This is a genomic window from Fusobacterium mortiferum ATCC 9817, assembly GCF_000158195.2.
GTDB classification, from domain to species: domain Bacteria; phylum Fusobacteriota; class Fusobacteriia; order Fusobacteriales; family Fusobacteriaceae; genus Fusobacterium_A; species Fusobacterium_A mortiferum.
The window spans coordinates 496,226-508,836 of sequence record NZ_GL987988.1 but is presented as its reverse complement, the minus strand read 5'-3'; the positions used below and the strand labels follow the sequence as shown (position 1 = coordinate 508,836).

Below are 12,611 nucleotides of genomic sequence, written 5' to 3'. Positions count from 1 at the left end.
TTTTTTAGTAAAATATTCCTCTTCCTATTTTATTTTTCTAATTTATTCAATTCCTCTTCTAAAATATCAAGTAATCTATCAAACTCTACAGCTACAGCATGGAAGCTTTCAAATTTTTCTAAATCCACTCCTGCCTTTTTAAGTTGATTCATAGGATGGTCATTTCCACCAGATTTTAAAAGTGTTAAGTAATCTTCTTTAGCTTTGGCTCTTTCCTCTTCGCTATACTTAGTATTAGTTATTCTATCATATAGATTTGCTGATGAAGCAAAGCTAGTAGCATATTGATATACATAATAAGGAGAGTTAAAGAAGTGTGGTATTCTTGCCCAGATTATTTTTTGTAACTCATCCATAGTGATGCTATCTCCAAAATACTCTTTAAATAGATTATTCATTATTCCGCTAAGAACATCAGGAGTTACAGCTTTTCCCTCCTCTATTAACTTATGAGCTTGATACTCATAGTTAGCAAATAGAGTTTGGATATAGAAAGTTCCTACAATATTTCCAAGAGCTTGCTCTATCAATGCTATCTTCTCAATAGGGTCATTTGAATTTTTAATCATATAATCTAGTAGTAATCTCTCATTAAAAGTAGAAGCTACTTCAGCTACAAATATTGTATAATCATGTGTAGCATATGGTTGGTTTTCATTTGATAACATTGTATGTAGTGTATGTCCCAATTCATGGGCTAATGTAAACACATCATCCAAAGTTGATTGATAGTTTAATAACATATATGGATGTACATCATAAATTCCTATTGAATAAGCTCCACTTCTTTTGTTTTCAGTTTCAAATACATCTATCCAACCTTCACTTATAGCTCTATTCATCTTAGCAGAATAATCTTCTCCAAGAGGTGCTACAGAATTATATACCATCTCTTTTGCCACATCATAATCAAAAGTTTTATCATATTCTACTATATTTATACTATTATCATAGTAGTGATACTCTTTTAAACCTAAAGCTTTTTTTCTTAAATTTACATATCTTTGTAGCGGAGCATTATTATCTATTGCTGATTTTAATAAAGTTGTATAAACTTCAGTTGGAACATTTTTAGGCTCAAGTGCTTTTTCTAAACTAGAGTTATAGTTTCTTCCTTTAGATGAAGCCACATCTCTTTGAAGAAGTGCTCTATATATTGCTCCATAGGTATTTTTATTATTATCAAAAGCTCCATATAGTGCTTCAAAAGCTTTTTTTCTATCCTCTTGATTTCTATTAGTTGCTAAAACTTTTGAATATACTCCATTTGTAACAGGTCCTTCATATCCATCAGAAAGTTTTACCTCATTCCATTTCATATCAGAGATAGATAATTCTGCATATATATCATGAGGAGCTCCCATATATTGCCCATAGTAAGAAAGTAATTTTTCTTTTCCTTCATCTAGTACATGCCCTTGCAATCTATATATTTCCATAAGTCCAAATCTATTATCTTTTAGTTCTGGATTTTCATCTATCCATCTTTCCATAGTCTCTTTGGGAATTTGCAAAATCTCTGGTGTTATCCAAGCTGCACTTACTGAATACTCTGTATATATAGCTTGAATCTCTTGAAGTTTTACAGAAGATACCTCATCTTTAGAATCTAAATCTTTTAACATATATACATATACATAAAGCTTATCTAGTAATCTTCCCATTTTTTCTTCTAATTTGATAAGCTCTACAAATTTTTTGGAGTCATCTTTTATTTGCCCTTTGTATTGTGGAATCTCTTTCATCATGGATTTTAAAGTTTCTAAGTCTTTATCCCACTCTGCCCAGTCAGGATAAAAATCTGTCATATTCCACTTATACTTATTATCAATCTCACTTCTTTTTAACAATTTTGTTTCCTCCTTTTGTGGTTTTACAATCTCACTCTTTACAACTTCACTTTTCTCCTTCTTTTCATTAGTTAAATAAAGCCCAGCTAATGCTGCAATAAAGCCTACAATTATGAGATTTTTCATATTACCACCTCTCTAGTCCAATTTTTTTAGTTTTATCTCTCTATCTTTTGGAAGAATCTTATTTAAAACAACACCTGAAAAAGCTGCTAAAGCTAATCCTGATACAGAAACTGTTTGCCATATACTTATATTATCTACTGCTATTCCAAGAACAAATATTATAGAAGAGATTATTAGATTTCTTGAATTACCAAAATCAAGTTGTGCATCTACAACAGTTCTTACTCCTACTGAAGCTATCATTCCAAATAGAATTACAGAAACTCCTCCCATTACTGGTAATGGAATAGTTTGTAAAAGTATTCCAAATTTTCCTATAAATCCTAATATAATAGCATAACAAGCTGCTATCCTTAAAATAGCTGGGTCATATACTCCTGTTACTGCTAACACTCCTGTATTCTCTCCATAAGTTGTATTAGCTGGTCCTCCTAAAAATCCTGCTGCTATTGTAGCAAGTCCATCTCCTAAAAGTGTTCTGTGGATTCCAGGATCTTTGAAGAAATCTTTTCCTACAACAGCACCATTAGTTGTAATATCTCCTATATGCTCAATAAATACTACTAAAGCTATTGGAGCTATGGCTATTATTCCTGTCAAAGACATAGATGGTATTGTAAACAGATCACTCGCTGCTTCAGTAGAAAGTCCTATCCACTTAGCTTGAGATACTACACTAAAATCTACCATTCCTAAAATAGTAGCTACAATATATCCTACTATTACAGCAGCTAATATTGGTATAAGTCTTAAGAATGATTTCTTCATCATTGTGATAGATACCATTGTTAAAATTACAGAAAAAGCTACTATTAAACTTTTAGTATCAAATTTTCCATTAGCATATCCAGCCATATTTAAAGCTGTTGGACTCATTCTAAGTCCTATAAGCATAATAATAGGTCCTGTTACTATTGGTGGGAAAAATGATTTTATTTTCTCCACTCCAAAAGTTTTTACCAAGAAAGACATTATTACATATATAAGCCCTGCAGCTATTACTCCACCTTTTATAGCTCCTATTCCTTCATTTTTTAAAACTAATGTCAATGCTCCTATAAAAGCAAAAGATGAACCTAAGAAAACTGGTACAATTCTTTTTGTACAAAGATGAAATATCAATGTTCCTACCCCAGCAGATATTAAAGCTATTGATGGATTTAATCCTGTTAAGAAAGGAACTAAAACAGTAGCTCCAAACATTGCAAGTACATGCTGTATTCCCAGTATAAATTTAGCATTTCCTACTACCTTTTCAGTATTTTTCATTTTTTAAACTTCCTCCAAATATATTATCTTATTTTTTTAATTTTGCTAAAAATTTCTCTTCATTAACTATAAATCTACTATGTTCTCCCTCTCCTACTAAAGTTTCTCCATGGAAAACCTTAACAGAGAAATCTAATTTTTTCCCATCTATTTTATCTAAAGTAGCTGTACAAGTTAATTCATCTCCTATAAGATTAGCTTTTAAATGTTTAATATTTACAGAGATTCCTACTGTTGTATCCCCTTCTCCTAACTCTTTTTGAGCTAAAGTAAAAGCTGTACTCTCCATAAAAGCTATAAGCATAGGTGTAGAGAAAACTTCTAAAGCTCCTGATGCCACTTTAGCTGCTGTTTCACTCCCTTTAACTACTTTGCTTTGTGTAAAATTCATACCTTCTTTTAACATAATATTCCTCCTATATAAATTATTTTATAACAATACCTATTAATTTCCCCTTATCAAAGGATACAACACAGATATCCTCCTGTGCTATATTACTCATACAAATGCTCTCCCCTTGATGAAGAGTATAATTAGTAAGTGGGTATTTAAATCCTTTTAATGTCAAGTTTTCTACCTTCTCAGAAAATGGAACAAAGGATATAGTTTTTCCTTTCTCTCCTACAAACTCTCTGTAGTTTTCTATTGCAAAAATATCCTCTGTTTCACTTACAAAAATTAGATTTTTAAATTTAAACATCAGATTAAGGTTTGTTAATTCATGATCTTTTCTACCACCTAACCCACCAATTACAATAATCTTATCATATTTTTTTTCACTTATATATTTTAAAATCAACTCTCCATCTGTAAAATCCTTATCTTTAGGAAATCTCTTTATAATTACTCCTGACTTTTCATATTTTTCTAAAATATTTTCAGGTACAGAGTCAAAATCTCCCCATATCTCCATTGGAACTACTCCCAATTTTTCCAAAAGATTTGCACCACCATCAGCACAATAGATATCCCCCTTATTTTTTTTCATAAGGTTTAAATAATACTCTTTACTTCCTAAAAGTTCTCCATTAAAAAAAACATACGCTACTCTCATTTTTCCCTCTAATCATCATCAAATTCTGTATCTACTATAATAAATATTGGTAGATGGTCTGATATTTTATCTTTCATCATTCTGTACTGTTTCTTTGTAAAATCTATCGCTCCACTCTTTCCTTCAAATTCCTGAGTATAAATTTTTGATAGAAACATATTATCATAGGAACTAGCTAATTTATCCTTCCCAATAGTTGTTTTTATTCTTGGATTGAGTACATGTACTACCTCATCACTGTGATTCAATAGATTTTCAAATGCTTCATCATCAGCACTGAGATTAAAATCTCCAGCTATAATTATATCATTCTCTTCACTATCTAAGTTTTGAAAATAATCATAGACTCTATCCATAGTAAAAGCTTCAGCCCTTCTTTCAGATTCTCTCTTTCCAAAGATAGAGTGTACTAATACAAAGGTAAAATCAAAATTTCCTATTTTAAAATCTGCTCCATAGGGAGCTCTTTCAAATTTTTTCTCATCATCAGGATAAAATCCTCTATCTCCTAAAAATTCTGCTCTTTCACTTTTCCAAATATATGCAAAATACTCTTTATAACTTGTACTTCCTACTGGATATGGAGAAATATGGTACTCCCATCTCACTCCACTCTCTTTTTCCAGCTCCTTTATTAGCCTTTCTACTCCTATTGGATTCATTACTTCTATAAGTCCAACTACATCAAAACCTTCTAAAACTTTACTCATAAGTTTAAAATCCTTTTGAGCTTTTCCTATTCTTAAGGTATTAAAAGAAGCTATATATCCCTCTTGAGCTAAAAGAGTCAAAGTCATTAAAATATATAAAATCAAAATTTTTAATTTTCTCATCTTTCCACCTCTTTTTATTCTTTACATATTATATCATTAATTGTAAAAATTCTCTATCAGATTATTAAGCTATAACTTTATTTTTTCAAAAAATAAAAAGTATTATAAACTCTTTTATTAGAATAGTACTTTTTTACTTTTTATATATATTCTTATACTGTTTTTTCATTTTTTATACTTTTTTATCTTATTTTGTTCATAAAAATGAAAAAATATAATTTTTGTACTCTCTCAAAGTATCTAAAATAGCTCCTTCCAAGCATCTCTTCTTAAAGAGGTTTTTATAAGCTTATAGAGGTATATTTTTTAGTCATACTTTTAATCAAAAGAATAAAATAACAGGTGTTAAAATCGATTTTATAGCTTCAACTTTTCCCTATTAAATTTGACTTTTTGCCTATAATTTGATATAATTCAATCGTACTATAGTACCCCAATGGGTAGTTAAGTTGTGTTTAATCAAGGTCAGAATATCAGCCCTAATAATTTTTTATTGGGGCTTTTATTCTGTCTTTGACCGAGACAGAAAACACAACTTGACTTAGGAGGAATGCTCTATGAATATTTTTATTCAAAACATCCACTTTGATAGTGGACTAGTTCTTTTACTAGTAGTTATCATCATTGTAATGATATACAGAAAGTAGCATTACCTCCAACCCTGCGGGGTATTTTTTATATAGATATCTCAATTAATTTTATAAAGTTATCTTTTTAAACTGTTTTAGTATAATAAGAAATCAAGATAATATTTGACTTTTTTTGATTTTTCAACTATAATTTTTCTAATATAGATATATTTTTTGAAGGAGGGTATAATTATGATTGCAGCGTTTTTTGATATTGATGGTACTATTTTTAGAAACTCTCTTTTGACTGAGCATTTTAAAAAATTAATAAAATATGATTTATTAGATTTTAGCGAATATGATAGAAGAGTCAAAGAGGCATTTAAGCTTTGGGACGAGAGAGTTGGAAATTATGATAACTACTTAGGGGATTTGACAGGAACATATGTAGATGCTATAAAAGGCCTACCTACTAAATACAATGATTTTGTTGCTGATAAAGTAGTTGAGTTAAAGGGAAACAAAGTATATGCTTACACTAGAAAGATGATAAAGTGGCATAAAGCTCAAGGGCATCTTGTTATTTTTATATCTGGTAGTCCAGACTTTTTAGTTTCAAGAATGGCTAAAAAATGGAATGCTGATGATTTTTGTGGTTCTACTTATCACACTGATAAGAGTGGAATTTTAACTGGGGAGATTTCTCCTATGTGGGATTCTAAAAATAAATTAAAATCAATACATAAATTTTGTGAAAAATATCAAATTGATTTGGATAAAAGTTATGCTTATGGAGATACTCATGGAGATATTACTATGCTACAATTAGTGGGAAATCCTAAAGCAATAAATCCTAGCTTAGAGTTATTAAATAGCATTAAAAGTGATGAGGAGTTAGCAAGCAAAACTGAGATAATTGTAGAGAGAAAAGATGTAATTTACTCTGTTGATGCTAATGTAAAAACTATAGACTCTACTTTCTAAAGTTTGTAAAAATTTTTATATAGATTGAGGAGGAAAGAGAAATGATAAAAAGAGTATTTTACTTTATCATTTCATGTTTACTTCTGTTTTTTAGTTCAAGTATCAATCCTAAAATGGAGTTTGATGGCTTTTACGACAAAAATCAAGCTATCTATATGATACATAGTAACGATGAAACAGAAAGTTATAGTTTTATCGAACTTAATAAGGTACAAATTTTTGCTAGAAATATTATTAGAGCTGGAACACCTAAAAATTCTGTTGAGATAAAACCTATAATTGAAAGATTTATTGAATATGAAGAGTATTCTCCTATTCTTTATGAGGGAGGATATTACACCATTTTGACTCGTTATGAGTCCCGCATACTACGAATTTAAAAAACTCTTTAATTTTTATCAAAATATTTTAAAAAGTAAATTTTAAGGAGTAATACTATGAAAGAATTTTTTATTGGAACAGATGTTGGTTCAACAACAGTTAAAATCGTCTGCTTAGATGAGGAAAAAAATATTGTTTATTCTATCTATCAAAGACATCTATCAAATGTAAGAGAGACTACAAAATCTATGTTTGATGATTTCTTTAAATTTATGAAAGAAAAATATGGAGAAGATATCAGCTTTAAGATAAATATCACAGGTTCAAGTGGTATGGGTATTGCAAGTTGGATAGGAATAGAGTTTGTACAAGAAGTAATCGCTTGTATAAAAGCTATCGAGGTAATTATCCCTGAAACTGACGTTGCCATAGAATTAGGGGGAGAAGATGCTAAAATTACTTTCCTTAAAAATGATATGGACCAAAGAATGAATGGTAGCTGTGCTGGTGGAACTGGAGCTTTTATTGACCAGATTGCTGCTCTACTTAATACTGATGCTACAGGATTAAACGAATTAGCTAAGGAATATGACACTATCTATCCTATTGCTGCTAGATGTGGAGTATTTGCCAAAACTGATATACAACCTCTTGTAAATGAGGGAGTAAAAAAAGGGAATATTGCTGTATCTGTTTTCCAAGCAGTAGTAAATCAAACTATCACTGGACTTGCTTGTGGTAAAAAGATAACTGGTAAAGTAGCTTTTTTAGGAGGACCTCTTTTCTTTTTAAGTGAGCTTAGAAAAAGATTTATTGAAACTTTAAATCTTGCACCTGAAGATGTAATCTTCCCTAAAAATTCACAAATTTTTGTAGCTCAAGGAGCTGGTTTTCTTTCAGAAGAAAATAATAATACTTACTCATTAGAGGAATTACAAAAAAAATTCTTAAAATTAAATGAAAAAGATACATCTGAAACTTCAAGACTTCAACCATTATTTACAAATGATGAAGAGTTTGAAGAGTTTAAATCAAGACATGAAAAAGAAAAAATAGAGAACAAAGCTATTGAAAATTATTCTGGTAATGCATATCTTGGAATAGATTCTGGTTCTACTACTATAAAGGTGGTTCTTATCTCTGAAAAGAAAGAGATACTTTACTCATACTATTCTCATAACAAAGGAAACCCTTTAGATAATATAATAGATAATCTAAAGCTTCTTTATTCTAAATTACATGATAAAATAAAAATAAAAGGTTCTTGTGTAACTGGATATGGAGAAAATCTTATAAAATCTGCTCTAAAAGTAGATAAAGGAGTAGTAGAAACTATTGCTCACTACAAGGGAGCTAAATTTTTCCAACCCCAAGTAGATTTTATCTTAGATATTGGTGGACAAGATATGAAGTGTTTAAAAATACAAGATGGAGTAATTACATCTATTCTTTTAAATGAAGCTTGCTCATCTGGTTGTGGTTCATTCTTAGAAACTTTTGCAAACTCTCTTGGTATGGATATAAAAGAGTTTGCAAAACTTGGACTTACTTCTAAGTCTCCAGCAGATCTTGGAACTAGATGTACAGTATTTATGAACTCAAAGGTAAAACAAGCTCAAAAAGATGGTGTAGAGGTGGCTGATATCTCTGCTGGACTCTCTTACTCTGTTGTAAAAAACACTTTATTCAAAGTTATAAAAATTAAAAATAAAGAGGAACTTGGAAAATATATAGTAGTACAAGGTGGAACTTTCCTAAATGATTGTGTTTTAAGAGCCTTTGAAAAGGTATCTGAAAGAGAGGTTATAAGACCTAATATTGCAGGAATTATGGGAGCTTTTGGTGCTGCTCTTATTGCTCAAGAGGAAGCTAAAGAAAACTCTACTCTTATGACTTTAGAAGAGTTAGAAAATTTCCACTACACAACTAATCTTACTCGTTGTGGTATGTGTACTAATAGATGTCTTTTAACTATTCATAAATTTGAAAGTGGAGAGAATTTTATCTCTGGAAATAGATGTGATAATCCTGTTGCAAAGATGAAAAAAAACCAAGCTCCAAATATGTTTGAATACAAATACAACAGATTATTTAGTTACACTCCATTAGAACTATCTAAGGCTACTAGAGGAGAAATTGGAATACCTAGAGTTTTAAATTTCTATGATTCTTATCCATTCTGGTTTACTCTTCTTACTGAGCTAGGATTTAGAGTTGTACTTTCTGATGACTCATCTAAAAAACTTTATGAAAGTGGAATAGATACTATCACTTCAGATTCTATCTGTTATCCAGCTAAATTAGTTCATGGGCATATTATGAATTTAATTAGTAAAGGTGTCAATAGAATATTTTATCCATGTGTAATTTTTGAAGAGAAAGAGGATAAAAAATCTCAAAATCAATTTAACTGTCCAATTGTTATGTCTTATCCTGAGGTTATTAAAAATAATATGGATATTATAAAGGAAAAAAATATTGATATGATGATACCAGTATTCTCTTTTGAAAATAAAGAGGTTCTCTATAAAACAGTTATGGAAGAGTTTACAAAATTTGGTGTAACTAAACCTGAAGTTAAACTGGCTGTAGATAAAGCTCTTGAAGAAAAGTATAACTTTAGAAAAGATATGCAAAATAGAGCTAAAGAGATTATTAGCGAGCTAGAAAGAACTGGAAAAATTGGAGTAGTACTTTGTGGTAGACCATATCACTGTGACAAAGAGATACATCATGGTATTCCAAATATTATCAACTCTTTTGGTATAGCTGTATTAACTGGGGATGCTGTAGCTAGCCTTGGTTCATTAGATGATGAATTAAGAGTTATTGATCAATGGACTTACCATTCTAGACTTTATAGAGCAGCAACAGTAGTAGGAAAAAATCCTAACCTTGAATTGATTGAATTAAATAGTTTTAGTTGTGGTATTGATGCTGTTACTACTGACCAAGTTAATGAAATTTTAACTAATCATGGTAAAGTTCATACTTTATTAAAAATAGATGAGATCAGTAATCTTGGGGCTGTCAAAATTAGAATAAGAAGTTTACTTGCAGCTCTTGAATATAAGAAAAACTCTGTAGCAAATGTTATCAAACATAAAATAGAGTATAAAAAAGCTGAATTTACTAAGGCTATGAAAAAAGAATATACAATACTTGCTCCACAAATGGCTCCTATGCACTTTGATTTAATCAAACATGCTTTTAAAGCTCAAGGATATAATCTTGTAATATTACCTGAAACACAAGAAGCCCTTGATTGTGGATTAAAATATGTAAATAATGATGCTTGTTATCCATCTATATTAGTAATTGGAGAACTTATATCAGCTCTTCAATCTGGAAAATATGATCTAGATAGAACTGCTGTTATTATATCTCAAACTGGTGGAAGTTGTAGAGCTACTAACTATCTAGGATTTTTAAAGAAAGCTATCAAAGATGCTGGATTTGAAAAAGTCCCTATACTCTCATTGAATGCTAATGGATTTGAAAAACAAGAGGGATTCTCACTTTCACTACCTCTTATACACAAAGCTCTAATTGCTGTTTCATATGGAGATTTACTTATGAAACTTCTATACCATACTAGACCTTATGAACTAAATAAGGGAGAAAGTGATGCTCTATATAAAAAATGGAATCAACAAGTTATTAAAAATATTCATAATGGTAACTTTGGAGAGTTTAAAAGAAACTGTAAACTTATAGTTGATGAATTTGCTAAAATAGAAGTAAGTGATGAGAAAAAAATAAAAGTTGGTATTGTAGGAGAGATTTTAGTTAAGTTTAGTCCTTTTGCTAACAATGACTTAGCTAACTTTATAGAGCAAGAGGGAGGAGAGGTTTATACTTCATCCCTTATGAACTTCATAAAATACTGTATCTATAGTGATATTTTCCTAGCTGAAAAATTCAAAGGAAAGATGGCTGGATTAAAACAAAGAGGAGCATTATGGGTATTAGATAGATATACTGCTGTACTTAATGATGCTATTTCAACCCACGCTAGATTTATGAGAGAGATCTCTATTCAAGAAACAGCTAAGAAAACTTCTGAATTTATCTCAATAGGACATCAATCTGGAGAAGGTTGGTTCTTAATGGGAGAGATGATAGATTTTATTGAACACGGGGTACCTAATATAGTTTGTGTTCAACCATTTGGTTGTCTACCTAACCATATTACTGGTAAAGGAATGATTAAAAGACTTAGAGAGGAGTATGAAAATGTAAATATTACTCCTATTGACTATGACCCTGCTTACTCAGAGGTAAATCAACTTAACAGAATTAAACTTATGCTATCAGTAGCTAAGAAAAATATGAATCAGAAAATTTCATAACTAGGAACTGATTAGAGGAGGTTATAAATTATTATAACCTCCTCTTAAATTTTATCTAAGAAATAAAAATTAATACTATTTTTTCTTTTTACTTTTTAACTTTTTAAGTAGTACCTCATCTATTCCTACACTATCTTCTCTAGATATATCTGGAATAGTTCTCTCCATAGGAATTACTCCTATTGCCATCACTATCTCATATGGTAATGAAGCTCTAAAAGTCTTTAACATCTTTAACATATTGTCTACTTTATCTCCTGGCAATGATAATAAAAATATACAATCTGTTCCTGGCCATATTTGAGTATTCTTATGTTTTAATTTTTCACTCCATACACTTTCAGCCTTCCTTTGTACTGTATACATATGAAAATGTATATCATCAAAGAAATCTTCAAGCATAGTTTTATGTGATTCATTAATATAAATCATTATCAATTTATAGTTGTCAAATTTATTCATATGCTAATCCCCCTTACTATTCAGCAGATTTTTTATTAAAAAGCTTTTTTAATACCTTTGCTAATTTCTCTATAAAATCCTCTACCAATGTAAATAGTATTGGGATAATTACTAGAGTTAGTATAGTTGAGAAACTTAATCCAAACATTACTGTTATAGCCATTCCTCTATAAATCTCAGAACCTTCCCCTATTCCTAAAGATAGTGGTAACATTCCTAATACTGTTGTCATTGTTGTCATTAGTATTGGTCTAAGTCTTGTTCTACAAGATTCTACTACTGCTTCTATTCTGCTACTTCCTCTTTCAATAGTCAACTGAATAAAGTCAATAAGTACAATAGCGTTATTAACAACTACTCCAGCTAGTAAGATAAGCCCAACCATTACCATTACATCTATTGGTTGATCAAATAATAATAATCCTACTATTATTCCTATTAATGACAAAGGTATTGATCCTATTATGATAAATGGTAATAGGAAGTTTTCAAATTGTGCAGCTAGTAGTGCATAAATAAAAAAAGCTGAGTAGCATTAAAAAAATGCTTTACTCAGCTCTCTTTTTTTGTATAATATAGTCGCCAAACAAAATATACAAAAGGAGATATACATGCTTTTAAAACACATATTCTCCGATATTAATATATCAAATCTTTTAACTCATGTCAAAAAATATTTTTACTATAATCATTTTCTTTACATTGAAGAGACTATTCAAAAATTTCTTGCTTGTTCAATTGATAAAGCTTTCATTGTTTATCAATGCCCTCTGTGCGGTAGCGCTCATAA

The 12,611-nt window shown here is 30.0% G+C and carries 9 protein-coding genes and 1 pseudogene; 3 read left to right on the top strand and 7 right to left on the bottom strand.

The genetic code is table 11. The features are described from left to right. Positions 1-29: 29 nt before the first annotated feature. The 5 genes from pepF to FMAG_RS03385 form a co-directional block, all read right to left on the bottom strand. Positions 30-1,850, bottom strand: coding sequence for an oligoendopeptidase F (gene pepF, locus FMAG_RS03405; RefSeq protein ID WP_040493704.1), 1,821 nt, complete (start codon positions 1,848-1,850; stop codon positions 30-32). Between the two features lie 138 nt (positions 1,851-1,988). Beyond that, complete coding sequence (locus tag FMAG_RS03400; protein ID WP_005884049.1) at positions 1,989-3,245, bottom strand: uracil-xanthine permease family protein; 1,257 nt, start codon at positions 3,243-3,245, stop codon at positions 1,989-1,991. A 28-nt stretch (positions 3,246-3,273) separates the two neighbouring features. Continuing rightward, the gene (locus FMAG_RS03395; RefSeq protein ID WP_005884047.1) at positions 3,274-3,651 is read right to left on the bottom strand and encodes a thioesterase family protein; all 378 of its coding nucleotides are present in this window, start codon (positions 3,649-3,651) and stop codon (positions 3,274-3,276) included. 19 nt (positions 3,652-3,670) lie between these two features. Continuing rightward, the gene (locus FMAG_RS03390; protein ID WP_005884046.1) at positions 3,671-4,300 is read right to left on the bottom strand and encodes a thiamine diphosphokinase; all 630 of its coding nucleotides are present in this window, start codon (positions 4,298-4,300) and stop codon (positions 3,671-3,673) included. Between the two features lie 8 nt (positions 4,301-4,308). Then, entirely contained in the window at positions 4,309-5,133 is an 825-nt protein-coding gene (locus FMAG_RS03385; protein WP_005884044.1) for an endonuclease/exonuclease/phosphatase family protein, read from the bottom strand. A gap of 821 nt (positions 5,134-5,954) precedes the next feature. On the opposite strand from FMAG_RS03385, the gene FMAG_RS03380 reads away from it, so the two are divergent. From FMAG_RS03380 to FMAG_RS03370, 3 genes are read left to right on the top strand one after another with little or no spacing between them, the layout of a single operon-like run. Next, positions 5,955-6,686: an HAD family hydrolase gene (locus FMAG_RS03380; protein ID WP_005884042.1), complete on the top strand. Its 732-nt coding sequence runs from the start codon at positions 5,955-5,957 to the stop codon at positions 6,684-6,686. A gap of 41 nt (positions 6,687-6,727) precedes the next feature. Continuing rightward, positions 6,728-7,066, top strand: coding sequence for a hypothetical protein (locus FMAG_RS03375; RefSeq protein WP_005884040.1), 339 nt, complete (start codon positions 6,728-6,730; stop codon positions 7,064-7,066). Between the two features lie 57 nt (positions 7,067-7,123). Then, positions 7,124-11,359 carry a 2-hydroxyacyl-CoA dehydratase gene (locus FMAG_RS03370; protein WP_005884038.1) on the top strand — a complete coding sequence of 1,412 codons (4,236 nt, stop codon included), beginning with the start codon at positions 7,124-7,126 and terminating at the stop codon, positions 11,357-11,359. A 75-nt stretch (positions 11,360-11,434) separates the two neighbouring features. On the opposite strand, the gene FMAG_RS03365 is transcribed toward FMAG_RS03370, so the two are convergent. Next, positions 11,435-11,821 carry a PG0541 family transporter-associated protein gene (locus FMAG_RS03365; RefSeq protein ID WP_005884036.1) on the bottom strand — a complete coding sequence of 129 codons (387 nt, stop codon included), beginning with the start codon at positions 11,819-11,821 and terminating at the stop codon, positions 11,435-11,437. A 16-nt stretch (positions 11,822-11,837) separates the two neighbouring features. Continuing rightward, a pseudogene (locus tag FMAG_RS03360) lies at positions 11,838-12,350 on the bottom strand (efflux RND transporter permease subunit); the annotation flags it as partial. Positions 12,351-12,611 lie beyond the last annotated feature (261 nt).

What these genes read in the sequence shown, in the direction of transcription:
- FMAG_RS03400 (WP_005884049.1), bottom strand. Translation starts at nt 3,245, where the DNA reads ATGAAAAATACTGAAAAGGTAGTAGGAAATGCTAAATTTATACTGGGA.
- FMAG_RS03395 (WP_005884047.1), bottom strand. Translation starts at nt 3,651, where the DNA reads ATGTTAAAAGAAGGTATGAATTTTACACAAAGCAAAGTAGTTAAAGGG.
- FMAG_RS03390 (WP_005884046.1), bottom strand. Translation starts at nt 4,300, where the DNA reads ATGAGAGTAGCGTATGTTTTTTTTAATGGAGAACTTTTAGGAAGTAAA.
- FMAG_RS03385 (WP_005884044.1), bottom strand. Translation starts at nt 5,133, where the DNA reads ATGAGAAAATTAAAAATTTTGATTTTATATATTTTAATGACTTTGACT.
- FMAG_RS03380 (WP_005884042.1), top strand. Translation starts at nt 5,955, where the DNA reads ATGATTGCAGCGTTTTTTGATATTGATGGTACTATTTTTAGAAACTCT.
- FMAG_RS03375 (WP_005884040.1), top strand. Translation starts at nt 6,728, where the DNA reads ATGATAAAAAGAGTATTTTACTTTATCATTTCATGTTTACTTCTGTTT.
- FMAG_RS03370 (WP_005884038.1), top strand. Translation starts at nt 7,124, where the DNA reads ATGAAAGAATTTTTTATTGGAACAGATGTTGGTTCAACAACAGTTAAA.
- FMAG_RS03365 (WP_005884036.1), bottom strand. Translation starts at nt 11,821, where the DNA reads ATGAATAAATTTGACAACTATAAATTGATAATGATTTATATTAATGAA.